22 protein-coding genes and 1 pseudogene are annotated in these 25,737 nt (G+C 64.2%); 14 read left to right on the forward strand and 9 right to left on the reverse strand.

Features of this window, described 5'->3' with window-relative positions; genetic code table 11:
* Positions 1-141: 141 nt before the first annotated feature.
* Complete coding sequence (locus E4L98_RS03200; RefSeq protein WP_135200129.1) at positions 142-855, reverse strand: SDR family oxidoreductase; 714 nt, start codon at positions 853-855, stop codon at positions 142-144.
* A gap of 211 nt (positions 856-1,066) precedes the next feature.
* On the opposite strand from E4L98_RS03200, the gene E4L98_RS03205 reads away from it, so the two are divergent.
* From E4L98_RS03205 to E4L98_RS31240, 4 genes and pseudogenes are all read left to right on the forward strand, one after another.
* Entirely contained in the window at positions 1,067-2,836 is a 1,770-nt protein-coding gene (locus E4L98_RS03205) for a diguanylate cyclase (protein ID WP_229257217.1), read from the forward strand.
* 377 nt (positions 2,837-3,213) lie between these two features.
* Entirely contained in the window at positions 3,214-6,348 is a 3,135-nt protein-coding gene (locus E4L98_RS03210) for a S8 family peptidase (RefSeq protein ID WP_229257218.1), read from the forward strand.
* 38 nt (positions 6,349-6,386) lie between these two features.
* Positions 6,387-7,109, forward strand: a pseudogene (locus E4L98_RS31235) (NF038120 family PEP-CTERM protein); the annotation flags it as partial.
* Between the two features lie 375 nt (positions 7,110-7,484).
* Positions 7,485-8,174, forward strand: coding sequence for an FxDxF family PEP-CTERM protein (locus E4L98_RS31240; protein ID WP_371857186.1), 690 nt, complete (start codon positions 7,485-7,487; stop codon positions 8,172-8,174).
* Positions 8,175-8,232: 58 nt separating this feature from the next.
* Here the strand turns inward: E4L98_RS31240 and lysS are convergent, their stop codons facing one another.
* The 4 genes from lysS to E4L98_RS29920 form a co-directional block, all read right to left on the reverse strand.
* Positions 8,233-9,774, reverse strand: coding sequence for a lysine--tRNA ligase (gene lysS, locus E4L98_RS03220; RefSeq protein WP_135200133.1), 1,542 nt, complete (start codon positions 9,772-9,774; stop codon positions 8,233-8,235).
* A gap of 30 nt (positions 9,775-9,804) precedes the next feature.
* Entirely contained in the window at positions 9,805-10,482 is a 678-nt protein-coding gene (locus E4L98_RS03225; RefSeq protein WP_135200134.1) for an HAD family hydrolase, read from the reverse strand.
* Positions 10,483-10,485: 3 nt separating this feature from the next.
* Positions 10,486-11,590, reverse strand: a protein-coding gene (gene prfB / locus E4L98_RS03230) for a peptide chain release factor 2 (protein WP_135200135.1) whose coding sequence is annotated in 2 segments (ribosomal slippage) — positions 10,486-11,508 and positions 11,510-11,590 — 1,104 coding nt in all. Because the reading frame shifts where the segments join, the coding sequence is not laid out codon by codon here.
* Positions 11,507-11,758 (reverse strand): hypothetical protein, encoded by a 252-nt coding sequence (locus tag E4L98_RS29920; RefSeq protein WP_167761268.1) that lies wholly within the window; start codon positions 11,756-11,758, stop codon positions 11,507-11,509. The genes prfB and E4L98_RS29920 overlap by 84 nt, the downstream gene beginning before the upstream one ends.
* Here E4L98_RS29920 and E4L98_RS03235 point away from each other — a divergent pair.
* The 6 genes from E4L98_RS03235 to E4L98_RS03260 all read left to right on the forward strand — a co-directional run bounded on the left by E4L98_RS03235 (position 11,757) and on the right by E4L98_RS03260 (position 19,266).
* A complete protein-coding gene (locus E4L98_RS03235; RefSeq protein ID WP_229257224.1) occupies positions 11,757-13,760 on the forward strand; it encodes a bifunctional 2',3'-cyclic-nucleotide 2'-phosphodiesterase/3'-nucleotidase in 2,004 nt (667 codons plus the stop codon). The genes E4L98_RS29920 and E4L98_RS03235 overlap by 2 nt on opposite strands.
* A 29-nt stretch (positions 13,761-13,789) precedes the next feature.
* Entirely contained in the window at positions 13,790-14,284 is a 495-nt protein-coding gene (locus E4L98_RS03240) for a tetratricopeptide repeat protein (protein WP_229257219.1), read from the forward strand.
* Between the two features lie 161 nt (positions 14,285-14,445).
* A complete protein-coding gene (locus E4L98_RS03245) occupies positions 14,446-15,603 on the forward strand; it encodes an ABC transporter substrate-binding protein (RefSeq protein WP_135200138.1) in 1,158 nt (385 codons plus the stop codon).
* An 81-nt stretch (positions 15,604-15,684) separates the two neighbouring features.
* Complete coding sequence (locus E4L98_RS03250; RefSeq protein ID WP_135200139.1) at positions 15,685-16,575, forward strand: branched-chain amino acid ABC transporter permease; 891 nt, start codon at positions 15,685-15,687, stop codon at positions 16,573-16,575.
* 3 nt (positions 16,576-16,578) lie between these two features.
* Positions 16,579-18,531 carry a branched-chain amino acid ABC transporter ATP-binding protein/permease gene (locus E4L98_RS03255; protein ID WP_135200140.1) on the forward strand — a complete coding sequence of 651 codons (1,953 nt, stop codon included), beginning with the start codon at positions 16,579-16,581 and terminating at the stop codon, positions 18,529-18,531.
* A 12-nt stretch (positions 18,532-18,543) separates the two neighbouring features.
* Positions 18,544-19,266, forward strand: a complete 723-nt coding sequence (locus E4L98_RS03260; protein ID WP_135200141.1) for an ABC transporter ATP-binding protein — start codon at positions 18,544-18,546, stop codon at positions 19,264-19,266.
* Between the two features lie 30 nt (positions 19,267-19,296).
* Here E4L98_RS03260 and E4L98_RS31245 read toward each other — a convergent pair whose 3' ends face one another.
* Positions 19,297-19,392 carry a transposase family protein gene (locus E4L98_RS31245; RefSeq protein ID WP_371857187.1) on the reverse strand — a complete coding sequence of 32 codons (96 nt, stop codon included), beginning with the start codon at positions 19,390-19,392 and terminating at the stop codon, positions 19,297-19,299.
* Positions 19,393-19,659: 267 nt separating this feature from the next.
* Between E4L98_RS31245 and E4L98_RS03270 the strand changes: the two genes are divergently transcribed.
* The 4 genes from E4L98_RS03270 (at position 19,660) to E4L98_RS03285 (ending at position 24,255) form a co-directional block, all read left to right on the forward strand.
* Positions 19,660-20,499, forward strand: coding sequence for an aldo/keto reductase (locus E4L98_RS03270; RefSeq protein WP_135200142.1), 840 nt, complete (start codon positions 19,660-19,662; stop codon positions 20,497-20,499).
* Positions 20,500-20,514: 15 nt separating this feature from the next.
* On the forward strand, positions 20,515-21,609 hold the full coding sequence (locus E4L98_RS03275; RefSeq protein ID WP_135200143.1) for a DUF4272 domain-containing protein: 1,095 nt from the start codon (positions 20,515-20,517) through the stop codon (positions 21,607-21,609).
* A gap of 80 nt (positions 21,610-21,689) precedes the next feature.
* The gene (locus E4L98_RS03280) at positions 21,690-22,106 is read left to right on the forward strand and encodes an RcnB family protein (protein WP_135200144.1); all 417 of its coding nucleotides are present in this window, start codon (positions 21,690-21,692) and stop codon (positions 22,104-22,106) included.
* Between the two features lie 67 nt (positions 22,107-22,173).
* Positions 22,174-24,255, forward strand: a complete 2,082-nt coding sequence (locus E4L98_RS03285) for an alpha/beta hydrolase domain-containing protein (protein ID WP_135200145.1) — start codon at positions 22,174-22,176, stop codon at positions 24,253-24,255.
* On the opposite strand, the gene E4L98_RS03290 is transcribed toward E4L98_RS03285, so the two are convergent.
* From E4L98_RS03290 to E4L98_RS03300, 3 genes are read right to left on the reverse strand one after another with little or no spacing between them, the layout of a single operon-like run.
* Positions 24,221-24,538 carry a DUF2288 domain-containing protein gene (locus tag E4L98_RS03290; RefSeq protein WP_135200146.1) on the reverse strand — a complete coding sequence of 106 codons (318 nt, stop codon included), beginning with the start codon at positions 24,536-24,538 and terminating at the stop codon, positions 24,221-24,223. The two genes, E4L98_RS03285 and E4L98_RS03290, sit on opposite strands and share 35 nt — an antisense overlap.
* A gap of 1 nt (position 24,539) precedes the next feature.
* A complete protein-coding gene (locus E4L98_RS03295) occupies positions 24,540-25,229 on the reverse strand; it encodes an RES family NAD+ phosphorylase (protein WP_135200147.1) in 690 nt (229 codons plus the stop codon).
* A complete protein-coding gene (locus E4L98_RS03300; RefSeq protein ID WP_135200148.1) occupies positions 25,230-25,664 on the reverse strand; it encodes an antitoxin Xre/MbcA/ParS toxin-binding domain-containing protein in 435 nt (144 codons plus the stop codon).
* Between the last annotated feature and the right edge of the window lie 73 nt (positions 25,665-25,737).

Genomic DNA, 25,737 nt, shown 5'->3' on the forward strand with positions numbered 1-25,737 from the left:
CGGTGGCGCCGCGCCTGGCGCGCCGCCTACCGCGCCATGCTGGCCGATGGCGCCGTCGCGCGCATCCTTAGACGCTATACCATCGAGCCTGGCCGCGCCGACGGCAAATCGCCGGCGCGGCGCGGGCCGCGCTAGCCTGCCTTATTTGATATCGGGTGGCGCCAGGTACACCGCGTTTGCGGCGCTCAGGCTGGCCTTGACGGCTTTCGAGACGTCGTCGATGACGATTTCCGGCAGGCCGGCTTCGATGCCGTCCAGCGCCGTGGCCACCACCGACTCCGCGGTCAGCTTGGCAACCTGCAGATCCTTGGTCAGGTCGGTGTCGATGAAGCCGACGTGCATGCCGCTCACCAGCACTTTGGAGTCCTTGAGCTCGACCCGCAGCGCATTGGTGAAGCTCCACTCGGCGGATTTGGAGGCAGCGTAGGCCGCCAGCAGCGGCTTGGCGATCCAGGACGCCACCGACAGCACATTCAGGATGGCGCCATCGCCGTTGCGCAGCAGGGCAGGGGCGAACGCCTGGGTGACGCGCACGGTGCCGAAGTAATTGGTATCGAACATGGCCTGGGCGTCGGCCAGGCCGGCCGGATCGAGCACCGATTTTTCGTAGCGGGCGATACCGGCGTTATTCAGCAGGAAGTTGACGTCGCCGCACCGTTCGGCTGCGGCGGCGATGCTGGCAGGATCGTGCAGGTCGAGCTTGACGGCGACCATGCCGGGTTCGTTGAAACCGGCGGGATCGCGCATGCCGGCATAGACTTTGCGGGCGCCGCGCGCCACCAGGGCGCGGGCAAAAGCAAGACCGAGGCCGCGGTTGGCGCCGGTTACCAGAACGACTGACTGATCGATTTTCATGAACTGCTCCTTTCAAAGAGAGCCTTCATCTTTATTGATCGGCCCGGCTTTCGCCAGTTAATCTTTAACAGTTGGTGTTAAGCGGTGTGAAGTCCGCGCTCGCGTACAATAGCGGCATGTTTGCGGTGCGATGCACAGTTGTCAAGGTGGTATGAATATCGGTCGTATTTTTATATGCTGGCTGTGTTGGCTGTGCGGACCGGCGTGGGCGATGGACGTCGCGGCAGTCGATGCCGCCGCATTGCCGCACGGTGCGCAATCGCTGACTGCCTATCTGTCGGTGCTGGAGGATGAGGGCGGCGGCCTGGATTTCGACGGCGCGCGCGCCCGCGACGCCGAGTTCCGCAACGCCGGCAAGGCCGATGAGGCACTCAGTTTCGGCTACACGCGTTCCGCCTTCTGGCTGCGCGTCGTGCTGCGCAATCCCGGCGACCGGCCGCTGGAACGCCTGGTCGAAATCAGCAACGCGCGGCTCAGCGACATCCGCTTCTATCAGCCTGATGTCGACGGGCGCTACCACGTCCAGCGCAGCGGCAGCGCGCACCCGTACGCGACGCGGCCGTATCCCAACCGTTATTACGTCTATCCGGTCAGGCTGGAGCCGCACGCGCGGCAGACCATTTATGTCCGCGTCTGGTCCGAGGGCGCCAAGCTGATTCCGCTGACGCTGTGGGAGCCGGCCGCCTACGCTGCCTATCAGCGGCACGACTATCTGGTGCAGGGCGCCTATTTTGGCGCCGCCGGTGCGATGATGCTGTTTAATTTCGTCCTGTTCCTGACGCTGCGCGACCGGCTGTACCTGATGTACGTCGGCTTCGTGTTCTTCGCGGTGATGGCGCTGTCCGGCCAGAACGGTCTGGCGCAGGAGTGGCTGTGGCCGGGCGTCTCCGGCAGTTGGCCGAATACGGCGGCGTCGCTGGGCTTCTCGCTGTCGGCCGGCATGCTGACCACCTTCATGCGCCGCATGATCAATACCCGCATGGTGATCCCGCGACTCGACCGGGTGCTGGTGGGATTACAGCTGTTCTTCTTCTGCGCGCCGCTGGCGACGCTGTTCTTCTATGTGCAGACGGCCGGCCCGATCACCACGCTGTGGGCGGTGTCGGCGCCGCTGATCATGGTGATCGGCATCGTCTGCGCCTTCAAGCGGCAGCGTCCGGCGTATTTCTTCACCGCCGCCTACCTGCTGTTCTTCCTCGGGAACGCTTCCAGCTCGCTGGCCGCGCTGGCCATCCTGCCGCACAATACCATCACCAATTACGGCAGCCAGATCGGCTCGTGCATCGAGATGCTGATGCTGGCGTTTGCGCTGGCGGACCGCGTCTACGTCATGCGGCGCGAAAAGGAAAAGGCGCAGCGCGCGGCATTCGCCGCCCAGTCCGACCTGATCGCCGGCCTGCAGGAATCCGAGCGACTGCTGGAGTCGCGCGTCAACCAGCGCACGCGCGAACTGAAGGTCGCCAACGAACACCTGGCCGCGCTGAGCATGACGGATGGCTTGACCGCCATCGCCAACCGCCGCCGCTTCGACGAGGTGCTGTCGGCGGAATGGGCGCGCGCGGCGCGCCAGCATCACATGCTGGCGATCGGCCTGCTGGATATCGATTACTTCAAGCAGTACAACGACCACTATGGCCATCAGCAGGGCGACGAATGCCTGCGCGTGGTGGCCGCCACCTTCAAGGCGCAGCTGCAGCGTGGCGGCGACCTGGTGGCGCGCTACGGCGGCGAGGAATTTGCCTTCGTGGCGCCGGCGACCGACGCCGACCAGGCGCTGGCCATCGCCGATGGCGTCTGCCGCGCCGTCGCCGCGCTGGAACTGCCGCATGCCCGCGCGCCGGGCGGCACGCTTACCGTCAGCCTGGGCGTCGCCTCCTGGATGCCGCTGGCCGGCGAAGCGCCGGATGCGCTGCTGCGCGCGGCCGACCAGGCGCTGTACCGAGCCAAGCAACTTGGCCGCAATCGCGTCGAAGTTCACTGATTGCGTCTGGTCCTCCCTCCAAAGTTATACCTCGCGACGATACTTTAAGTTTAAATAAAGTATGTTTGTTTTTAAAAAACGACATTACTGATATCGCTATCAAATATTTCAATTGTGTTACTTAATTGGTGCGTATTACATTATTCAAATGTAAATCATACGAATATTTCCACATGAGTAATTCCATTCATTTAAAGAAATAAAAATTTCAAAATCAAGGCTTTAAGGCTGGGTGTGTCGCGCGCTGCGGCACTCGCTCATGGGATACCTATTTCTTTATTTCAATTAACCATGGAAGGAGATAGCGCTAACATTTATTTATTAGGCGGTGGGGATTTTCAGTTATTTTCTCTTATTTCTGTAGTGAGGAATTTATGATGCGTAGGCAATTAACAACCTCGGTCGGGCTGGCGTTGATGATCATGGCCGGGATGGCGCACGCCGAACCGGTTCGCCATTCTTACATCGTGCAGCTGGTGGACAAACCGGCGGCGTCGTACACCGGCGGGGTTGCGGGACTGAAGGCCACCAAACCGGCGGCCGGGCAGCGTCTGCAACTGGACGCCGCCCACGTTCAGGCATATACCAATTACCTGGACCAGCAGCGCAGCGCAGTGCTGAACACCCTCAGCGCTGACCAGATCAAGCACGAATACAAAATCGTGTTCAACGGCTTTTCCGCCATGCTGACCGACGACGAGGCGCGCGCGCTGAAGAAGAACAGCGCCGTGGCGCGCCTCAGCGCCAACGTCAACATGCGCACCTCCACCAGCTACACACCGACCTTCCTCGGCCTGAACCAGCCCGGCGGGCTGTGGGACCAGGTGGGCGGGCAGGGCGCGGCCGGCGAGGACACCGTGATCGCCATGCTGGATACCGGTGTGTGGCCGGAGAATCCCGGCTTTGCCGACCGCGTGGACGACAGCGGTGCGCCGGTGTTTGAAGGCGGCACGCTGGCCTATGGCCCGCCGCCGGCCAGCTGGAAGGGCGTCTGCGAGCCAGGCCAGGGCTTCAGCCCGTCGAATTGCAACAACAAGTTGATCGGCGCGCGCATCTTCCCGCCGAGCAGCGGCATTTCGCCTTACGAGTACATCTCAGTGCGCGACAGCGACGGCCACGGCACGCACACCGCCACCACCGCAGCCGGCGACGCCAACGTCGCGGCCAATGTCGGCGGCGTCCCGATGGGCAAGGTGATCGGCATGGCGCCGCGCGCGCGGCTGGCGATTTACAAGGTCTGCTGGACCGCCGACTACGGCAACGGCGGCTACGAAAACTCCTGCCCGACCGACAGCAGCGTGGCGGCGATCGAGCAGGCAGTGCTCGATGGCGTCAACGTGATCAGTTTCTCGATCGGCAGCACCGCCGGCGGCGGCAGTTTCGACGAGCCGACCGAGCAAGCCTTCCTGGCCGCCGCCAACGCCGGCGTGTTCGTCTCGGCGGCCGGCGGCAACGCCGGGCCGGACAACCCGGCGCAGGCGCCGGTCACGCATATCAGCCCCTGGCTGACGACGGTGGCCAACTCCACCCATAACCGCAGCTATCTGGGCTCGATCACGCTGGGCAATGGCGTCAAGCTGACCGGCGTGTCCAATAACGCCAACACCCCCAGCGCGCCGCTGATCCTGGCCAAGGACGCCGGCAAGCGCGGCACCCGCCCGGACGACATCCACGTCGCTCAGTGTTACGGCCCCGACGACAACGTCGGCATGCCTTTCGATCCGGCCAAGGTCAAGGGCAAGATCCTGGTATGCGACCGCGGCGGCAACGTGCTGGTCAACAAGGTGGCCAGCGCCATGGCGGCCGGCGCGGTTGGCGTGGTGATCGTCAACGTGGAAGGCGGCGCGACCACGCTGCCGTCGCAGTACTACAACCTGTCGACGGTTCACATCAACCTGGCCGACGCCAAGACGCTGAAGAGCTACATGGCCCAGGCGGCGGCCGGCAAGGCGACCGGCGCGCTGGGCGACGTCCGGCCGACCTACGACACCAATCCGGCGGCCGCGCCGATCGTCGCCGGTTCGTCCTCGCGCGGGCCGAACGTGGCGGACGCCAACATCCTCAAGCCGGACATCTCGGCGCCGGGCAGCGACATCCTGGCCGGCTATCTGCCGAACATGGCCACGGTCGAGGAATTCCAGGCGCCCTACACGGGCGGCAAGCTGGCGCCGCCCGCATGGGCGTTCCTGACCGGCACCTCGATGGCGACGCCGCACATTTCCGGCATTGCCGCGGTGCTCAAGCAGCGCCACCCGGAATGGAGCCCGGCCGCCATCAAATCGGCGTTGATGACCACCGCCTTCGACACCCAGAGCGATGGCCGCACCGCGCCGTTGGCCTGGGATTCCAGCGCGCTCGATACCGGCAAGCTGCCGTGGGGGCAGGGTGCCGGACAGGTTGCGCCGACCCCGGCCGCCGATCCGGGCCTGATCTACGACCTGGGCGCCGAGGACTATCGCCGCTTCCTGTGCGGGCAGACGTTGAACACCCACTTCGACTGCACCGGTGTGACGCCGCTGGCGGCATATGACCTGAACCTGCCTTCGCTGAGCGTGGCGGCGGTGATGGGCAACCAGACCCTGCACCGCACCGTGACCAACGTCGGCAAGACCGCCGCCACCTACACCGCAACCGCCAGCCTGCCCGGCTTCAAGGTCGATGTGCAGCCGGCCTCGCTGGTCCTCGGGCCGGGCGCCAAGGGCGATTACACCGTCAAGCTGACCCGCACCGACGCACCGATGCACGCTTGGCAGTACGGTTCGCTGACCTGGAGCGACGGCACGCACAAGGTGCGCAGTCCGCTGACGGCGCGCGCGGTGGCCCTGGATACCTCCGCCCAGATCTACAGCGAGGCGACCGATGGCGCCAAGGTGGCGACGCTGCGTACCGGCTTCACCGGCCAGGTCGGCCTGGTCAAGAGTGCGCTGCAAGCCCCCGAGCAGAGCGAGAGTGACATCGCGCAGATGACCGATCCGGGCTTCATCACCTGCCCGTATCCGGCCGATGGGCTGAATATCACCACGGTCAGTATCCCGAACGGCACCCTGATCGCCCGCTTTGCGCTGTACAACGCCGATACCGGCGGCGATGGCCAGACCGACCTGGATCTGTACCTGGCCAATGCGGACGGCCAGGTGATCCAGATGAGCGAGCAGGTCGGCTCGGACGAGATGATCACCATGGTCAAGCCAACGCCCGGCGAATACCGGCTGTGCGTGGCGGGTTACTCGGTTCCCGGCGGCAGCGCCCACTACAAGCTGTCGAGCTGGGTCGTGACCCCGGACGCCGCGGCGAACAACCTCAAGGTCAATCTGCCTGGCGTCGTATATGCGGGCAAAGCGGCCTCGGTCAGCTATGGCTGGTCCGGCCTGGACAGCGGCAAGCGCTACCTGGGCATGGTGAACTTCCTCAACGCCGGCGCGGTGGAAGGTTCGACCATGCTGGAAGTGGATACCACCGATCCATTGCCGTCGTTTGCTTACGGCCGCCGCGTTTCAAACAATCGTAAATGACACAGGAGTGAAGAAAAATGATGAAACCCATAATGACCATGAAGCGCTGGCTGGCCGCCTGCGGCCTGGCCGCTGCCGCCGTTGCGGCGCCGCTGCACGCGGAAGTGCTGGACTTCGAGCAGCTGTCGGCGACGGCGCTGATCGGCGGTCAGACGCTGCTCGACAGCGGCTACCTGTTCACCGCGCTGGAAGGCCCGTACACGGCGGCCAACGGCTTGCATAGCGGCGTCGGCGCGGTGCTCGATCCGTTCGATCCGGGCACTTGCGAGGTGAGCGCGTGTCCGGGCGGCGGCAGCGGCAAGTTCTACGCGGGCCTGAACGATGGCGGCCTGCAGCTGAGCCGCGCCGACGGCAAGGCGTTCAGCCTGTCCGGCCTGGACTTCGCCTTCCTGGCGCCGTCGCCGATGACTGAGCCGCTCAGCGGCCAGCTGCTGGTCAGCGGCACCCGCAGCGGCGGCGGCAGCGTGGCCCTGTCGCTCGATTTCGCCGGGCAGGACGCCGGCGGTCACTTCCTGTTCAGCAGCGCGGCGCTGAACGCCTTCAGCGGCGTGCAGTTCAGCCAGGTAGCCTTCAGTGCTTGTCTGTTCATCGACGGCGCCTGCGTCAATTCGCTGGACCAGCCGGCGTTCAACGAGGCCCAGTTCGCGCTCGATAACATCAACGTCAGTGTCAGTGCCGTGCCCGAGCCGTCCACCTGGGCGCTGCTGCTGGCGGGCCTGATGCTGCTGGGCGTGCGGCTGGCGCGCAAGCGCCGCGCCGCGGGGTACAAGCCGCTGCTGCGTGGCGCGCTGGCGCTGGCGATGTTGGCCGGCGCCACCCAGGCCGCGCAGGCCGAGGTGATTTCCTTCCGCGGCGACACGACCGGCGCGCCGACCTACCAGCGTCCCGACCAGTACGGCACCATCTTCGAAGACTGGCGCGGGCCGGTGTCGTATCGCGTGTATGACATCGACCTGAAAGACACGGCCAGCATGATCAGCTTCGCGGTCGTGTGCCAGTTCGATTGCGGCATGTTCATCTACGGTGGCAGCTTCGATGCAGCCGATCCGCTGAAGAACTTCATGGGTGGCAGCGACTCCTATTCCGGCTACACCAGCGCCATGTTGAACGGCCATCTGGATGCCGGCCATTACAGCATGGTGGTGGTGGGCGACAGCCATAGCGAGTTTGGCGCATTTGCCGGTGTGGTCGGCGCCGATGCCGCGTTCACCGTCAGCGCCGTGCCTGAACCTTCGACCTGGCTGATGCTGGGCGGCGGCCTGGCCCTGCTGGCCCTCAGCCGTCGCCGCGCGTCGTGGGGCAAGGCGCTGCGCCTGGGCCTGGCGGCTGGCGTTCTGCTGCTGGGCGCCACCCAGTCGGCCCGCGCCGACATCAAGGTGATCGATGGCGATACCACCTTCGCCAACAGTTTCGACAGCCCCCTGAGCGACATCTGGGGTCTGAACGTGCATTACGATGCGTATCAGATCTCGGTCAGCGCCGATCCCACGTTCCGCCAGAGCGGGCTGGTGGTGTGCGAGTTCGATTGCGTGCTGCTCATGTACCAGGGCGCGTTCGATCCGAAACAATCGGACAAGAACCTGTTCATGGTCGAAACCGATCGTGGTGGTGCCCAGGCCATATCCTCGCATATGGAAGAGAATCAGACTTACGTGCTGGTGGTGGCCGGCCGCTTTGACTACGATTGGGGCAAATATTCGCTGCTGATCAGTAACCCTGGCACCATCAACATCAGCGCGGTGCCCGAGCCGGCAGAGTGGGGCATGCTGCTGGGCGGTCTGGCGCTGGTGGGCGCCGTCGCCCGCCGCCGTCAACGGCAGGCCTAAGCAAAAAAAGCCGCCCCGCGGGGCGCGGGGCGGCTTTTTCGTCGGGGAGGGGCGACGCTCAGTCTTCGCGGCGCAGGTGCGGGAACAGCAGCACGTCGCGGATGTTCGGCGAATCGGTCAGCAGCATCATCAGACGGTCGATGCCGATGCCGCAGCCGCCGGCCGGTGGCATGCCGTATTCCAGCGCGCGGATGTAGTCGGCGTCGTAGAACATCGCTTCCTCATCGCCGGCATCCTTGGCTTCCACTTGCGCCAGGAAGCGCGCCGACTGGTCTTCCGCATCGTTCAGCTCCGAGAAGCCGTTGGCGATTTCGCGGCCGACCATGAACAGCTCGAAGCGCTCGGTGATGCCTGCGCGGGTATCCGAGGCGCGCGCCAGCGGCGACACTTCCACCGGATAATCGATGATGAAGGTCGGCTCCCACAGCTGCGCTTCGGCGGTCTCTTCGAACAGCGCCAGTTGCAGCGCGCCCAGGCCCGAATGCGCGTGCGGCTTGACGCCGAACTTCAGCAGCTCGGCCTTGATGAACTCCATATCGTTCAGCTGCGCTTCGGTGTAGTGCGGCGCGAACTTGTTGATGGCGCCGACGATGGTCAGGCGATGGAACGGCTTGGACAGGTCCAGCTCACGGCCGCCGTAGGTCAGCACCGCGGTGCCCTTGGCATCGATCGCGGCCTGGCGGATCACCGACTCGGTGAAGTTCATGATCCATTCGTAATCGGTGTAGGCCGCGTAGAACTCCATCATGGTGAATTCGGGATTGTGACGGACCGACACGCCTTCGTTGCGGAAGTTGCGGTTGATCTCGAACACGCGGTCGAAGCCGCCGACCACCAGACGCTTCAGGTACAGCTCGGGCGCGATACGCAGGAACATCTGCATGTCCAGCGCGTTGTGGTGGGTGATGAACGGCTTGGCCGCCGCGCCGCCCGGGATCGGGTGCAGCATCGGCGTTTCCACTTCCATGAATTCGTGCTTTTCCATGAAGCGGCGGATCGACGACATCGCCGCGGTACGCGCCTTGAAGGTGCGGCGCGTCTCTTCGTTCATGATCAGATCGACGTAGCGCTGGCGGTACTTGGTCTCCTGGTCGGCCAGGCCGTGGAACTTGTCCGGCAGCGGGCGCAGCGACTTGGTGATCAGGCGCAGTTCGGTGACCTTGATGGTCAGTTCGTCGGTCTTGGTCTTGAACAGGGTGCCGGCCACGCCCAGGATGTCGCCCAGGTCGTAGTGGTGCAGGGCGGCCATGGCCGCCTCGCCGGTCAGGTCCAGGGTGGCGTAGATCTGGATGCGGCCGTCGGCCTTGGCGCCCGAGGAGTCCTGCAGCGTGGCGAAAGCGGCCTTCTTGCCGGCTTCGCGCTTCAGCATCATGCGGCCCGCCAGCTTGACGGTGATCGGGTTGGCTTCCAGTTCTTCGCGCGATTTCCCGCCGTACTGCGCGTGCAGGTCGGCGGCCTTGTGTTCGGGCCTGAAGTCGTTCGGGAAGGCGACGCCTTGTTCGCGGATGGCGGCCAGCTTGGCACGGCGCTCGGCGATGATTTTGTTTTCATCAGCGGCCGGTGCGGCGCTTTCCACTTGTTCTTGACGATCCGTAGTCATGGTCTTTTTGATTCTGGTTGAGGTGATGATTTAATTGATGGCGGCCGAAAACAGGTCTTCGACGTTCAGCTGGCTGAAATCGCCGACGACGGCGATCACGTTGTCGAATTCCGCGAAGGCTTCGGCCGGCAGCGTGGTGGTCAGCACCACGGCGCGCATGCCGGCGCGGCGCGCTGCCTCCACGCCCAGCGGTGCGTCTTCGAACACGATGCTGTTCTCCGGCAGGGCGCCGGCGCGTTCGGCGGCCAGCAGGAACACGTCCGGCGCCGGCTTGCCGCGCGCGACGTCGGCGGCGCCGGCGATGGCGTTGAATTCCTTGCGCAGATCCAGACCGTCCAGCGTGAAGTCGATGTTCTCGACCGGCGCGGCGGTGGCCACGGCCAGCTTGACGCCGGCCGCCTTGGCGCGCGCGATGAAGTCGACGAAGCCGGCGGTCGGCGCCAGGTGCGGCGCGTACAGCTCGCGGTACAGCGACTCCTTCTCGAAGTCCAGCGCGGCGCTTTCCTCCTTGGTCAGCGTCTTGCCGAAGTAGGTGCTCATGATTTCATGGCCCTGGCGGCCGGCCGTCGAGCGGAAGAATTCGTCCGCGTCCAGCACGTGGCCGCGGCGCTGGAAAAACTCCAGCCACGATTTCACGTGGAAGGACATGTTGTCGACGATGGTGCCGTCCATGTCGAAGATGAATGCACGCTGCGAATTGACTGTCATGAGTTAGACGCCTTGTTTGAGCGAAGCCGAGATGAAGTCGTCCAGGTCGCCGTCCAGCACGCCCTTGGTATTGCCGGTCTCGAAGTTGGTACGCAAGTCCTTGATGCGCGACTGGTCCAGTACGTACGAGCGGATCTGGTGGCCCCAGCCGACGTCGGTCTTGGAATCTTCCAGCTTCTGCTGCTCGCTCATGCGCTTGCGCAGTTCCAGTTCATACAGCTTCGCCTTCAGCATTTCCATCGCCTCGGCCTTGTTGCGGTGCTGCGAGCGGTCGTTCTGGCACTGCACCACGATACCGGAAGGGCCGTGGGTCAGACGCACCGCGGAGTCGGTCTTGTTGATGTGCTGACCACCGGCGCCCGATGCGCGGTAGGTATCGATGCGCAGGTCGGCCGGGTTGATCTCGATGTCGATCGAGTCATCCACTTCCGGATACACGAACAGCGACACGAACGAGGTATGACGGCCACCGGCCGAGTCGAACGGCGACTTGCGCACCAGGCGGTGCACGCCGGTCTCGGTGCGCAGATAGCCGTAGGCGTATTCGCCTTCCACCTTCAGGGTCGCGGTCTTGATGCCGGCGACCTCGCCCTCGGATTCTTCCATCACCTCGACCTTGAAGCCCTTGCGCTCGCAATAGCGCAGGTACTGGCGCAGCAGCATGGAGGCCCAGTCCTGGGCCTCGGTGCCGCCGGCGCCGGCCTGGATGTCGATGAAGCAGTTGTTCGGGTCCATCGGATTGCTGAACATCCGGCGGAATTCCATGCCTTCGATGACTTTGCGGACTTCCTCCGCATCGACGATCAGCGCTTCCAGCGTGTCGTCATCGCCTTCTTCCTTGGCCATCTCGATCAGATCGGCCATATCCTTCAGGTCGGCGTCGGCCTTGGTCAGGGAGAAGACGATCGCTTCCAGCGATTTCTTTTCCTTGCCCAGGTCCTGGGCTTTTTTCGGGTCGTTCCAGACGGCTGGATCTTCCAGTTCGCCATTTACCTGCTCGAGTTTCTCCGACTTCTTATCGAAGTCAAAGATACCTCCGAAGTTCAGCCTCGCGCGAGGTCAGGTCGGCGAGGAGGGCGGTGAGGGCGTTGATGCGTTCGGCTTCCATGGGGTCTTCTTCTTTTCTCAGGCTGAAATCAAACCCTGAATTATACTCCAGCCAGTGCCGCTCTCCCAGCGCAAAGCCACAAGCCGTGCGCCGAAGCAGAAATACTGCCATTTTTGCCACAAAAGCGGATAAAATATCGCGGCCTGCGACTATGCCCAACCTGACCATGCGTTACGCCTGCCTTGCCTTGCCCTTTCTGCTGATCGGCTGTTCGACCCTCGCGGGCGGCGGCGCGACGCCGTCCGGCGCCGAGGCCACGCTGGCGCTGCTGGAAACCACCGACCTGCACGCAAACGTGCTGAGTTTCGACTACTACAAACTGAAGGACGATCCGTCGATCGGTATCGAGCGCACCGCGACCCTGATCAAACAGGCGCGGGCCGAGTATCCCAACAATCTGCTGTTCGATAATGGCGATGCCCTGCAAGGCACGGCGCTGGCCGATTATCAGGCGCTGGTCAGGCCGGTGGCTTGCGGCGAAACGCTGGCCATTTACAAGGCCATGAATCAATTGAAGGTGGATGGCGCCAGCGTCGGCAATCACGAATTCAATTACGGACTGGCGTACCTGAGTCAGGTCACCGGCAGCCATTTCGATGTGGACGGCGTGCCTGCCGACGCACCGCGCTGCGCCGGCCCCGATTTCCCCATCGTGCTGGCAAATATCTACAGCGCCAAAACGAAGCAGCCGCTGTTTGCGCCATACCACATCCTGACGCGCCAGATCGGCGCCACCGGCCCCGATGGCAAGCCGCTGAACGCCACCATCAGGATCGGCATCATCGGCTTTACGCCACCGGGTATCCTGTCCTGGGACAAGCGCTGGCTGCAAGGGAAGGTGTACGCGGAAGGCGTGCGCGAGACGGCGCAGAAATACATTCCGCGGATGCGCGCCGAGGGCGCCGACCTCATCGTCGCCGTGTCGCATGGCGGCCTGTCGGGCGAACCTTACGATCCGGGCATGGAGGACGGCAATTACTACCTTGCCGAAGTGCCGGGCGTGGACGTGCTGCTGATGGGCCACCAGCACCTGGTGTTCCCGAATCCGGCCAGCAGCAACCCGAATTTCAATCTGCCCCGGGTGGACAAGACTCGCGGCGCCGTGCGCGGCGTGCCGGCCGTGATGGCCAACCTGTGGGGCAAAAACCTCGGCGTCATCGGCCTGCGTCTCAAGTACGACGGCCAGCACTGGCGCATCGACAAAGCGCGCACCACGGTGGAAGCGCGCAGCAGCAAGCAGTCCGACGGCGGCTACGTCGCCGCCGATCCGGCGTTTGCGTCCCTGATCGCGGCCGAACACGCGGCGACCATCCGCTACGTGCAGACGCCGGTCGGCAGCAGCGACTTCCGCATGACCACCTATTTTGCCGACGTCGGCGACGTCAGCGCACTGGAGCCGGTCAACCAGGCGCAGACGGCTTACGTGCGGGATTACGTCAAGGCCAACCTGCCGCAATACGCCAATCTGCCGGTGCTGTCGGTGACGGCGCCGTTCAAATCCGGCGCCGCCGGCCCGGCCGACTACACCGACGTCAAGCCAGGTCCGCTGGCGCTGAACAATGCCGCCGATCTGTATCTGTATCCGAACGAGCTGCATGCGGTGAAGGTCAGCGGTGCCCAGCTGAAGGCGTGGCTGGAGAAGGCGGCCGAGCGGTTCAACCGCATCGATCCGGCCAGCAGCGCGCGGCAGGAGCTGGTCGACAGCGCCTTTTACGGCTTTAATTTCGACGCGCCCACCGATGCGGACCTGAACTACCGCATCGATGTCACCCAGCCGGCCGGCCAGCGCATCGTCGATTTGCACTACAAAGGTGCGGCGTTGTCGCCATCGCAGGAATTCCTGGTCGCGACCAACAACTACCGCGCCAGCGGCGGCGGCAATTTCCCCGGCCTGGATGGCAGCAAAACCGTGATCGCCTCGCCGGACGCCAGCCGCGACGTGCTGATTGCATACGTCCGCAAGGCCGGTCGGTTGACGCGTGCGCGCAACGGCGCCGCCCGCAGCTGGCGCTTTGCACCGGTGCGTGTCGAAGGACAGGTCGTATTCCACTCCGCTCCCAACATGACGGAACTGGCGCGCGATGCGGGCCTGAGCGGCGTCACGCAACTCAACGAGGACGATGGCGGCGGCAAGGGCTTTGCCCTGTATGCCATCGATTTGAGCAAATGAGGAGGGCACGCATTTTCTGCACAGGCGCAGTGCTGGCAGCCGGCCTGATGCTCGGTGCCGCCGCCTGGGCTGGCCCGGTGGAGGAAGGCCGCCTGTGCCTGCGCGGTGTCGAAGGCCGGCCCGCCAATCTTCCGCGCGCGTTCCAGCTGTTCAGTGGCGCGGCGCGCAAAGGCGACGCGCAAGCGGCCTATTACCTCGGCATGATGTACCAGAACGGCATGGCCGTCGCGCGCGATCTCAAGGCCGCAGCCCGCTGGCTGCAATTCGCCGCCGATCGCCAGACGCCGGCCGCGATGTATGCATTGGCCAAGCTGTATCTGAGCGGTGAAGGTGTGAAGCGCGATGAGCAGATCGCCCGCCGCTGGATCGAAAAAGCCGCCGATCTCGAATACCCCGAGGCCGTGATGGCGATGGCCATCGGCCTGCGCGACGGCTCAATGGGCTTCGAGCGTAACGAGTCTCTGGCCGAAACGCAGATGCGCTTCGCCAACCGCGCCCTGAAACAGACTTATCCGGGCATGTAATTCTTACGGCATGCTTACAGCCGGCAGGGCGCTGAGCTTGCTGCGATGCCGCACATCTATCTGTTGCTGATGACGTTCTACTAACCTACAATGGTTTTCCGATGGGGCGATTTTCCAGCGTACGACTACATAAAAAACGTTGTATAAACAGGAGATGACACATGAATTTCAAGTTGAAATTGCTCGTTGCAGGTCTGGCATTCGGTTTCGCGGCTGCCTCCCAGGCGGCTGACCCCATCAAGATCGGCGTGTCCGGTCCCTTCACCGGCGGCTCCGCGCCCATGGGCGTGTCGATGCGCGATGGCGTCAAGCTGGCCGTCGCCGAAATCAATGCCAAGGGCGGCGTGCTGGGGCGGCCGATTCAACTGGTTGAACGCGACGACGAAGCCAAAAACGAACGCGGCGTGCAGATCGCACAGGAACTGATCAACAAGGAAAAGGTGGTGGCCACCGTCGGCTACATCAACACCGGTGTGGCGCTGGCCTCGCAGCGCTTTTACCAGGACGCCAAGATCCCGGTGATGAACAACGTCGCCACCGGCTCCATTATCACCAAGCAGTTCGCCGATCAGCCGGAGAACTATATCTTCCGCACCTCCGCCAGCGACCAGATCCAGTCGCAGATGATCATCAAGGAGGCGGTCGACAACCGCAAATTCAAGAAGGTCGCCATTCTGGCCGACTCCACCAACTACGGTCAGCTGGGCCGCGAAGACCTGGAGAAGGTGCTGGCCGCGCGTAACATGAAGGCGGTGGCGGTCGAGAAGTACAACATCAAGGACGTCGACATGACGGCCCAACTGCTGAAGGCCAAGCAGGCCGGCGCCGACGTGGTGCTCACCTACGGCATCGGCCCCGAGCTGGCGCAGATCGCCAACGGCATGGAAAAACTGGGCTGGAAAGTGCCGATGATCGGCAGCTGGACCCTGTCCATGGCCAACTTCATCGACAACGCCGGCAAGAACGGCAACGGCACCCGCATGCCGCAGACCTTCATCCAGGATGCCAGCACGCCCAAGCGCAAGGCCTTCATCGACGCCTACGTCAAGGCGTACAACCCGCCGCAAGGCCGGATGCCATCGCCGGTATCGGCAGCCCAGGGTTACGACTCGATCTACCTGCTGGCTGCCGCCATCAAGCAGGCCGGCAGCACCGACGGCCCGAAAGTGAAGGCGGCGCTGGAGAACCTCAACGAGAAGGTTGAAGGCGTGGTCACCACTTACAACAAGCCGTACAGCAAGGACGACCACGAAGCCATCACGCCGGAGATCACCGTCTTCGGTGAAGTGAAGGACGGTAAAGTCGTCGCGGCCAAGTAAGGCCGACTCCCCAGCCGCATTGGCCAGACTTGTTGACGCAAGCCTGGCCATTTTCTTGTTCTCCTTCGCAAAGGAGCGAAGATGGAAATCCTGTTGCAACTGGTGTTCAGCGGTATCGCGCTGGGCATGATCTATGCGGTGATCGCATTCGGCTATCAACTGACGTTCGCCACGTCCGGCACCCTGAACTTCGGCCAGGGCGAGGCGCTGATGCTGGGCGCACTGGTGGGCCTGAGCCTGGTGGGGACTATCCACGGCGGGCCTTACATGGGCTATCTGCTGATGATTCCTGTGGTGATCGTCTTCGGCGCGCTGCAAGGCATGCTGGTGGAATGGATAGGCGTGCGGCCGGCGATCAGGATCAAGTCCGAGTTCGGCTGGATCATGTCCACCATCGCACTGGCCATCATTTTCAAGAACGTGGCCGAGAACATCTGGGGCAAGGACGACCTGACCTTCCCGTCGCCGCTGGATTCCGCGCCGATCCAGATCCTGGGCGCCAACGTGCAGCCGATGCAGGTGGCGGTGGTGGTCGGCGCGCTGGCCATCATGGCGGCGGTGGAGATCTTCAACCGCAAATCCATTTATGGCAAGGCGGTGGTGGCCACAGCCAACGACCGCGACGCGGCGGGACTGATGGGGATTAACACCGGCATGGTGATCACCTTTTCCTACGCGCTGTCGTCGGCGGTGGCGGCGTTCGCCGGCGTGCTGGTGGCGCCGCTGACGCTGACCGGCGCCACCATGGGCGCCTCGCTGGGGCTGAAGGCGTTCGCGGTGGCGATCATCGGCGGCCTGACGTCGGGCGTCGGTGCCATTGTCGGCGGGCTGATACTCGGCATCGCCGAGACCACTGCCGGCTACTACATCTCCACCGGCTACAAGGACGTGCCGGGACTGGTGCTGCTCCTGCTGGTATTGGCGGTGAAGCCGTCCGGCCTGTTCGGCAAAGCCGCCATCAAGAAGGTTTGACCCATGAAGAAGACGATCGTTGCGGCGAGTGCGGCGGGCCTGGCGGCGCTGGCGCTGTATCCGGTGCTGATACCGAATCCGTACTACATCCACCTGTTCGAAACCATCCTGATTTACGCCATCCTGTTGTTCGGGCTGGACATCGTGGTCGGCTACACGGGCCAGGTATCGCTGGGCCATGCGGGCCTGTTCGGCATCGGCTCGTATGTGACCGGCGTGGTGGTGTTCAAACTGAGCCTGCCGTTCTGGCTGGCGATACCGGCCAGCGTGGCCGGCGCGGCGCTGTTCGGCGCCGTGCTGGCGCTGCCGGCCTTGCGGGTGACGGGGCCCTACCTGGCGATGGTGACGCTAGCCTTCGGCACCATCATCCAGATCCTGATCAACGAAATGACCTTCCTCACCGAAGGGCCGATGGGCATCAAGATCGCCAAGCCGCTGGTCTTCGGCCAGAAGCTGAGCGAAGTCCAGTACTACTACATGGTGGCGGTGCTGATGGTGATTTCGCTGGTGGTGGTGCACCGCATCCTGAAGTCGAATCTGGGCCGCGCGTTCGAAGCGTTGCGCGACAGCCCGATCGCCTCCGACTGCATGGGCGTGTCGGTATACCGCTACAAGGTATATGCCTTCATCATCAGCGCCGGCTTTGCCGGCTTGGCCGGCAGCCTGTATGCATATTCGGAAGAGTACATCTCGCCGAACACCTATAACTTCGAACTGACCATCCTGTTCCTTCTGGCCGTGATCATGGGCGGGCGCAAGACGCGCTCGGGCGCCTTGATCGGCGCACTGATCGTGGTGATGCTCCCCAGCCTCCTGGCCGACATCGAATTGTTCCGCAAGATCGCCGTGGCGGCGGCGGTGCTGGGCGTGATCGGGGCGGCGCTGGCCGTGGCGCGCAAGCGTTCGACCCTGCGCGGCGTGCTGGTGCCGCTGATCGCCACCATCGGCATGGCGGCGTTCTCCTTCAAACTGGAGAACATCGTCGACTGGCGCCTGACCATTTTTGGTTTGATGACGCTGTTCGTGGTCTACTATCTGCAGGACGGTATCGTCGGCTACGTGCAAAGCCTGTTCGGGCGCGCACCGAGCCACACCAAATCGCTGGCGGACGGCAGCGGCGCCGAACCGTTCCCCCGCGCGCAGGGCGGCGCTGCCGGCAGCATCCTGCTGAACGCCGAGCAGATACTGATGCAGTTCGGCGGCCTGAAAGCGCTGAATCAGGTCAACCTGAACGTGATGCAGGGCGCCGTGCATGGCCTGATCGGACCCAACGGCTCCGGCAAAAGCACCATGATGAACGTCCTCACCGGCATCTACCGTCCGACGGCGGGCAAGGTGTCGTTTGGCGGCGTGGTAATTTCGGGCAGTACGCCGTCGCAAATCGCGCTGGGCGGCGTGGCCCGCACTTTCCAGAACGTCCAGCTGTTCGGCGAGATGACCGCGACCGAGAACGTGCTGGTCGGTCTGCACAACACTTTCAAATCCACCATGCTCGATGTGATGCTGCACACGCCGCGCTACAAGCGCGAAGAACGCGCCGCCCGCGAGCGTGCGGCCAGCATCCTCGAATTTGTCGGCCTGTCGGCCATGGCCAACGAGGAGGCACGCAACCTCCCGTACGGCAAACAGCGGCTGCTGGAGATCGGCCGCGCGCTGGGACTGAGTCCGCGCCTGCTGCTGCTGGACGAACCGGCGGCCGGCCTGACCGCGCCGGACATCAAGGAACTGATGGCCATCATCCGCAAGATCCGCGACCACGGCATCACCATCATCCTGATCGAGCACCACATGGATGTGGTGATGGCGCTGTCCGACACCGTCACCGTACTGGACTTCGGCCAGAAAATCTGTGAAGGCGCGCCCGCCACCGTGCAATGCGACCCGCGCGTGATCGAAGCCTACCTGGGCGGCGGCGGTGAAGAACATGGCGGCACCAAAGCGCCGATGGCGCACTGACGAGGACCACACATGCTAGCAATCTCCAACCTGCACGCGGCCTACGGCAAAGTCGAAGTCCTGCACGGCATCTCGCTGGAAGTCCCGAAAGGCAAACTGGTGACCCTGATCGGCTCCAACGGCGCCGGCAAGACCACCACCATGCGCGCCATCTCCGGCATGCTGAAGCCAAAAGGCGGCACCGTTACCCTTGACGGCAAGGACATCACCGGGCACGACTCGCACAAGATCGCCCGCGCCGGACTGGCGCACTCGCCCGAAGGCCGGCGCGTATTCGCCTCCATGAGCGTGACCGACAACCTGCTGCTGGGCGCCTTCCCGCGCTACACCCGCGCGCGGACCAAGGGCGACATCAAGCGCGACCTGGAAAAGGCGCTGGAACTGTTCCCGCGCCTGAAAGAACGCCAGCAGCAGCTGGCCGGCACCCTGTCGGGCGGCGAACAGCAGATGCTGGCGATGGCGCGCGCCGTCATGCTGAATCCGGAAGTGGTGCTGCTGGACGAGCCCTCGATGGGGCTGGCGCCGATCCTGGTGGAAGAAGTCTTCCGCATCATCCAGCGCCTGAAATCGGAAGGCGTGACGATGCTGCTGGTCGAACAGTTCGCCGCCGCCGCGCTGAACGTCGCCGACTACGGTTACGTCCTCGAAAACGGCAACATCTCCGTCCACGGCCCCGCCGACAGCCTGAAAACCAACCCCAAAGTCATCGCCGCCTACCTCGGCGGCGGCCACTAGAGTCGGGGTCAGAGCCGACATTCGGACATTTCATCGCATCCGCTGCTTTTTGATGGCGCGGCTGACGGTCTTGGCGGAAATGCCGAAGTGCGCGGCGATGGCCTCCATCGTGTAGGCGTGCCGCAGGCCGTTCGGCGCCGAGGCAGACCTGCTCGAGTATCGACTACCGGGTCAGCCGGTCGCTGTAGTCGATGTAGATCGCCCCCTGGCGGTCGCCGCGAGAGGTAACATGGTAAAGTGCGCCAGGGAATTCTAAACGGAGTGGACGGCTCATTTGCCTATGCTAGTGCGCGCTGCTGGCGGCGGCATGAGCCAGATCAAACGGCGCCGCCGCACTGCGGCCGCGCTCGTGTCCGAATGTCGGCTCTGACCCCGACCTTATTGGAGGATGGCATGAGAATCGTGAGTTTTCCGTCGGGGGTGACGGTGCCGGCACTGGGGCAGGGTACCTGGAACATGGGCGAAAAGGCGTCGCGCCGGCGCGAGGAGGTGCGGGCGCTGCAGCTGGGGCTCGATCTGGGCATGACGCTGATCGATACCGCCGAGATGTACGGCGAGGGCGGCGCCGAACAGGTTGTCGGCGAGGCGATTGCCGGACAGCGCGACGCGGCTTTTGTCGTCAGCAAAGTGTATCCGCATAACGCCAGTTTCGCCGGCGTGCAGCAGGCTTGCGAGCGCAGTCTGCGGCGCTTGAATATCGATTGCATCGACCTGTATCTGCTGCACTGGCAGGGCCATCATCCGCTGGGCGAGACCTTCGACGGGTTCGAGGCGCTGAAGAAAGCCGGTAAAATCAAGGCCTACGGCGTGAGTAACTTCGACCTGGAAAGCATGGAAGATGCGGTCACCCACGGCGCCCCCGCCACCAATCAGGTGCTGTACAACCTGATGAAGCGCGGCATCGAGTTCGATCTGCTGCCCTGGTGCCGCCAGCGTAACATGCCGGTGATGGCCTATTCGCCGCTCGAAACCGCCGGCCGCGAGCAGGCGGCACTGCTCGGTAATCCGGGGCTTGAGTCGGTGGCGGAGGCCCATGGCGTCACGCCGGCGCAGGTGGCGCTGGCCTGGGTGCTGCATCAGGATGGGCTGATTGCGATACCGAAGGCCGCCGATCCTGTACACTTGCGCGCTAATCGCGCTGCCGCCGAGCTTCAGCTCTCGGCTGATGACCTGGCGGCGCTGGACCGTGCTTTTCCACCGCCACGCCGCCGGCGCGCGCTGGATATGCGTTAATTGAATAAATAGTTTATGTTAAACCGTCTGAAGCAATTGTTTTCCTCCACGGCGCCGGAAGCCTCCGCCGATACCAGCAACCATATCCCGATCGACGCCTACTGCACGCTGGCCGACATTCCCAAGCCGGCCTTTGCGCATGTGCTGAATGGCCGCCGTGGCCTGGATGACGCCGAACTGTCGGCGCATCTCAACGGCTTGATGCACCATCTGGCCGAGAAGGGACAGGGCAGGATGACGCGCACGCGCTATCACACCATCCGTCATCTGCAGCGCGTGCAGCAGCACATCAACCTGGCCGTCGAGCCGACGCAGATGCAGGCGTTTCACGCCTGGGCCGAAGCGGCCAACGCCATCTTCTTCCTGGCGGACGGCACGGTACGCGATCCGCAAGGCCGCGTATTGTTGCCGTCCGAAGGCGACGAGGGCGCCGATGCGCAGGCCGTGGTGCCGTATCCGCCGCAAGCCTGGCAGCGCAAGGCGCGCACCGACGAGCTGCTGGCCGCGCGCAAGATCAGCGTGCCGGGTGATCTGCCGCCGCTGGTGTCCGAGCCGGAGCTGCGTTTGCGCTCGCCTGAAGATATCCTGCGCCGCATGCTGGCGCTGTTCGTCGTCGCCATCCGCGCCGAGTCGCTGAACAGCGATACGCCGATCGCGGTGGCCGATCTGCAGAAGCGCTTCCCGCCGGCGTTCGCCAATCTGACCGATGCCGAGCGGGCCTTCCTGTCGCTGGAGCGGCCCTGCGACGAGGATATCACCCAGTTCCTGTGGCGCTACGAGTGCATCCTGGTGCTGCAGTGGGCACTCGGTCTGCAGGAGACGCTGCCGTTCCCGGACGCGATCTGCGACGTCGCCGCGATCTCGCGCACCGTGATCGAGCGCGGCACCGACGGCCTGCGCAAGCAGCCGGTGGCCCGCTCGGCGGCGGAGATCCTCGATGCGCTGGATCTGCACTACCGTCTGCACTGGGTCAGCCGTCAGGCCATCCTGAAAAAGATGCCGGTGCCGGCGGGGTTGAACGACGGCGTGCTGCAGGAACGCCACTATGCGCTCAACTGGCTGGTGCGCTTCGAGGACCGCGACTGGGACGACGTCGACACCCCGACCTGAATAATGTTCGTTGGCGAACGGAACCATTTGCCGACGGGGCGTAAGCTGCCTTCATCGAAGCACATTTGAAGGAGCTGGTAATGAACGCTAAACCCATCATCGGCGCCATTCTGGCAGCCACCATTGCGGCGACTGGCGCAGCTTCGGCGCAGGACCGCCACGACAATGACCGTCGCGGTCCGGACCGCGAGCACCGCGATAACCGTCACGACGACCGTCGTATGGATTATGGCCCGGATCGCCGCAATGATCGCGCCGACTATCGCCACGACGACCGTCGCGGTCCCGATCATCGTGGCGCCGGCCCGCGCCACGACATGTACAAGGGCGGCCGCCTGCCGCCGGAATACCGCGGGCGCCAGTACGTGGTGGAGAACTGGCGCGCTCATCATCTGAGCGCGCCGCCGCGCGGTTATCACTGGGTGCAGACCGGCAGCGACTATGTGCTGGTGGGGATCGCCACCGGCGTGATCGCCAGCCTCTTGCTCAGCAATTAAACTACTTGGGTAGACGTCCGCCGGACAGCTTGCTAGCATAGGCGCTTTGCAGATCGGGGAGCGCGGCATGAAACGCAGGTTGGCGGCGGTGACGGTGGTGGCGGCGGCAATGGCGGGCGTGGCGCATGCCGCTGTCGAACGCATTCAGGTGGTTGAACGTGTGCCGTTTGCGCCGGGCGTCAGCTTCGGCGACTACGGCGCGTACGAAAAGATACGCGCTGTCGCTTACTTCGCGCTGGACCCGAAGGCGGCCGCCAATGCCAGCATCGTCGATTTGAAGCATGCGCCGCGCGACAAGCGCGGGCGCGTGCTGTTTTCCAGCGAGTTCGTGCTGCTGCGTCCCGCCGGTGCGCAGCCCACGACACTGCTCTACGATGTGAACAACCGCGGCAACATCGCCATCCTCGGCCAGGTCAACGGCCGCAGTCCCGCGCTGAACGATCCGACCACCGCCGCCGATGCCGGCGACGGTTTCCTGATGCGCCATGGCTTCTCGCTGCTGTTCTCGGCGTGGACCTGGGACGTGGCGCCTTCCGCGCCGCCGGTATCGGGCGCGGCGCCGCGGCCGCTGGTGTTTACGCCGCCGGTGGCCAAAGGCGTCAAGGGCAGGGTGCAGAATGAATTCACGGTGAACGCGCCGACCGACATCGTCACCTATGCCGGCATGCGCGGCCTGACCTACGAACCGGCCACGCCCAACGATCCGCACGCGCAGCTGACCGAGCGCGCCAAGCCGGACGATGCACGCCGTCCAATAGCGCGCAGCGCCTGGCATTTCGTCGAACCTGAGCTGAAGGGCGGTCCTGGCCGCGTGCAGCTGGAAGGCGGCTTCAAGCCCGATACGATTTACGAGCTGACCTACGTCGCCAAGGACCCGTATGTCACCGGAGCCGGCCTGGCCGGCATCCGCGACCTGCTGTCGTATCTGCGCGACCATCCGTTCGAGGGCGCGCCTGTGCCGCGTAATGTCCTGATGTTCGGTATCAGCCAGTCCGGCCGCCTGATCGGCCGCATGATGCACGACGGCCTGAATGTCGACGAAGGCGGCAAGCTGGTATTCAGCGGCGCCTATCTGCAGGTGCCGGGCGCCGGCGGCTCGGCGGGTTTCAACAGCCGCTTCGCACAGCCCACGCGTCATCCGTCCATGATGGAAGAACACGACTATCCGGCCGACGCCTTCCCGTTCACCAGCATGCCGACGCGCGACCCGGCGACCGGCAAGACCGCCTCCACGCTGGACAAGGCGCGCGACAAACAGGGCAATCTTCCCAAGCTGTTCTATGCGAACACCTCGACCGAATTCTGGAACCGTGGCGCCTCGCTGATCGCCACCACGCCGGATGGCGCCAGCGACGTGGCGCCGGCCGACAATGTGCGCATCTACGGCTTCATGGGCGCGCAGCACTACGTCGGACGTTCGAAAACGCGGGCGCCGTTCACCGCCTGCGTCTCGACCAGCGACCATTACCTGCCGATGCGTGCGCTGATCGTCGCACTGGACGACTGGACCAGCAAAGGCAAACAGCCGCCGGCCAGCGCTTACCCGAACTTCGCCGACGGCACCCTGACCACAGTCGCCGACTACCGCGCCATCTTCCCTCAAGGTTTCGGCCTGACGCCGCCGCAGCAGAACCTGCGCGAGCCGCGCCTGGACTTCGGTCGCCGCTACACCGCGCAAGGCATTGCCGACATCGTGCCGCCCAAGCACGGTGATGATTTCGAAACCCGTGTGCCGGTGCCCGACGCGGACGGCAACGACAAGGGCGGCGTGCGGTTGGTCGAGCTGCAGGCGCCGCTGGGCACCCACACCGGCTGGAACCTGCGCGCGGCGGACACCGGCTTTGCCTGGGCCACCTCGCGTTTCGACGGCAGCTTCGTCCCTTTCGCGCGCACCGAGGCGGAGCGCGTGGCGGCCGGCGACCCGCGCCCGAGCCTGGAAGCGCGCTATGCCAACCGCGACGCCTACGCCGCCGCCGTCAAAGCCGCGGCCGGGCGCCAGGTGGCGGCCGGCCTGCTGCTGGAAGAAGACGTGGAGCGCACCATGCGGGAGAACCTCGGCCTCTACGACCGCATCCTCGCGCGCGATCCGGCCGACTCAGGCTGCGGCTACCTGTTCAGTTCAGGGCTTTTTGTTCCTGGACCAGGATGAAGGGGCTGACCACGCAGGCCCATAGCTCTGCCCCCGCATCCAGCCAGCCCTGCGCCTGTTGGTCGTTGACCTTGGCGATCAGGCCGGAGTTCATCCACAGGCTGATGCTGTCCTTGTCGTCGTGCGAGATGCGCACGGCGACGTCGACCAGGTCCAGCGAGTTGGCCACCCACACCACATTCCCCTGAGCGAAGTGCTTGAGCAGGTCGGTCCATGGCAGGCGCGCGGTTTCGCGGTTCACTTTGTCGCGCAGTTCGAGATCTTTTTCTGGTTTGGTTTGCATGTCAAATCACTTCGATGTTGGGTACGGGACTGCCTTGCCAGGTCAAGCGGTAGGCCGCGCCCTTGCGCACGTTGGCCACCACCGCCGGCCGGAAACAGGCCAGGTTGGTGCCGCCGGCGCGCCGCACGCTGGGGTAGATGATGCCCAGCGAGCCGCCGTCCAGCAGGCGTTCGGCCAGCGTCTGCGACTCGATGTAGCTGTCCGGCGCCAGGCAGGCTTCGTAGCGCGGCTGGTTGCGGATGTCGTGGAAGCTGGCGGTGAAGTCGGCCAGCATGCACTGGTATTGCACGCTGTCGTCGAAGCGGTTGATTTCCGCGTATTCGACCGCTTTGTGAAAACTGACCTCGGCCAGCGCGGTCTCGACGTCGAACGCGCAATACCAGGCGCCGCGCCGGCCGTCGTTGAAGCGGCTGCCCTGCGGATGGGCGTAGGTGAAGGCGGCGTTGACGATGCGGAAGTTGGGCACGCCGAAGATCAGCTCATCGACGTTGATGCCGGCTGCGCCGCCGGTCTGCGTGCGCAGGCGCGCGTTGGTGGCATTGTCAAGGTCGAACAGGTCGCGCAGGTGCTGGTCGCTGTCGGCCAGCGGCGCCAGCACGGAATCTTCGACGTCGGCGAAACGGGAGGGCAGCAGACGGCAGGTGTCGAACTGGCGCAGCGTGGTCAGGGGCGGAATCAGGCTGAGCGGCACTTACAGCCCTCCACGGCGCGCGTCCAGTAGCTGGCGCACGGTCTGCATGGCCAGCAGGCCGCCGCCCAGCATGTAGGCCAGCGGCGTGCGGCCTTCGAAAATCTGGTTGTTGTTCGGCAGGCTGACCCATTCGTCGGCGAGCTTGTCGCCGTAGATGATGTGCAGGGCTTTATATATCCCCAGCAGGTAGGAAATACGGGTGATGCAATCCACTTCCAGCGTACGCTCCGGATGCTTTTTCCAATCGTAGTAGGCGCTGTTGGACAGGCCGCCCAGCAGCTGGCGGGCGTCCTCGTCGCGCACTTTCCAGGCGGCGACCAGGTTGAAAAAGCCCTTGAGGGCCGATTTGGACAGGCGTTCGCGCTCGGCCTTGGCATTCAGATCCACCAGTACGGTCGGTTCGAAGCGGCTGCGGGGGTAGGCATAGTTGAGCATAGATCCTCCGGTAATGGACTATTTATACTCCAATTTCGGAGAAATAGCAAATAGCGATCAACTGGATTAATAT

It is taken from the genome of Duganella callida (assembly GCF_004614165.1).
Classification (GTDB): Bacteria; Pseudomonadota; Gammaproteobacteria; order Burkholderiales; family Burkholderiaceae_D; genus Rugamonas; species Rugamonas callida.

What these genes read in the sequence shown, in the direction of transcription:
- E4L98_RS03200 (WP_135200129.1), bottom strand. Translation starts at nt 855, where the DNA reads ATGAAAATCGATCAGTCAGTCGTTCTGGTAACCGGCGCCAACCGCGGC.
- E4L98_RS03205 (WP_229257217.1), top strand. Translation starts at nt 1,067, where the DNA reads ATGGACGTCGCGGCAGTCGATGCCGCCGCATTGCCGCACGGTGCGCAA.
- E4L98_RS03210 (WP_229257218.1), top strand. Translation starts at nt 3,214, where the DNA reads ATGCGTAGGCAATTAACAACCTCGGTCGGGCTGGCGTTGATGATCATG.
- E4L98_RS31240 (WP_371857186.1), top strand. Translation starts at nt 7,485, where the DNA reads ATGGTGGTGGTGGGCGACAGCCATAGCGAGTTTGGCGCATTTGCCGGT.
- lysS (WP_135200133.1), bottom strand. Translation starts at nt 9,774, where the DNA reads ATGACTACGGATCGTCAAGAACAAGTGGAAAGCGCCGCACCGGCCGCT.
- E4L98_RS03225 (WP_135200134.1), bottom strand. Translation starts at nt 10,482, where the DNA reads ATGACAGTCAATTCGCAGCGTGCATTCATCTTCGACATGGACGGCACC.
- E4L98_RS03235 (WP_229257224.1), top strand. Translation starts at nt 11,757, where the DNA reads ATGCGTTACGCCTGCCTTGCCTTGCCCTTTCTGCTGATCGGCTGTTCG.
- E4L98_RS29920 (WP_167761268.1), bottom strand. Translation starts at nt 11,758, where the DNA reads ATGGTCAGGTTGGGCATAGTCGCAGGCCGCGATATTTTATCCGCTTTT.
- E4L98_RS03245 (WP_135200138.1), top strand. Translation starts at nt 14,446, where the DNA reads ATGAATTTCAAGTTGAAATTGCTCGTTGCAGGTCTGGCATTCGGTTTC.
- E4L98_RS03250 (WP_135200139.1), top strand. Translation starts at nt 15,685, where the DNA reads ATGGAAATCCTGTTGCAACTGGTGTTCAGCGGTATCGCGCTGGGCATG.
- E4L98_RS03255 (WP_135200140.1), top strand. Translation starts at nt 16,579, where the DNA reads ATGAAGAAGACGATCGTTGCGGCGAGTGCGGCGGGCCTGGCGGCGCTG.
- E4L98_RS03260 (WP_135200141.1), top strand. Translation starts at nt 18,544, where the DNA reads ATGCTAGCAATCTCCAACCTGCACGCGGCCTACGGCAAAGTCGAAGTC.
- E4L98_RS03270 (WP_135200142.1), top strand. Translation starts at nt 19,660, where the DNA reads ATGAGAATCGTGAGTTTTCCGTCGGGGGTGACGGTGCCGGCACTGGGG.
- E4L98_RS03275 (WP_135200143.1), top strand. Translation starts at nt 20,515, where the DNA reads ATGTTAAACCGTCTGAAGCAATTGTTTTCCTCCACGGCGCCGGAAGCC.
- E4L98_RS03280 (WP_135200144.1), top strand. Translation starts at nt 21,690, where the DNA reads ATGAACGCTAAACCCATCATCGGCGCCATTCTGGCAGCCACCATTGCG.
- E4L98_RS03285 (WP_135200145.1), top strand. Translation starts at nt 22,174, where the DNA reads ATGAAACGCAGGTTGGCGGCGGTGACGGTGGTGGCGGCGGCAATGGCG.
- E4L98_RS03290 (WP_135200146.1), bottom strand. Translation starts at nt 24,538, where the DNA reads ATGCAAACCAAACCAGAAAAAGATCTCGAACTGCGCGACAAAGTGAAC.
- E4L98_RS03300 (WP_135200148.1), bottom strand. Translation starts at nt 25,664, where the DNA reads ATGCTCAACTATGCCTACCCCCGCAGCCGCTTCGAACCGACCGTACTG.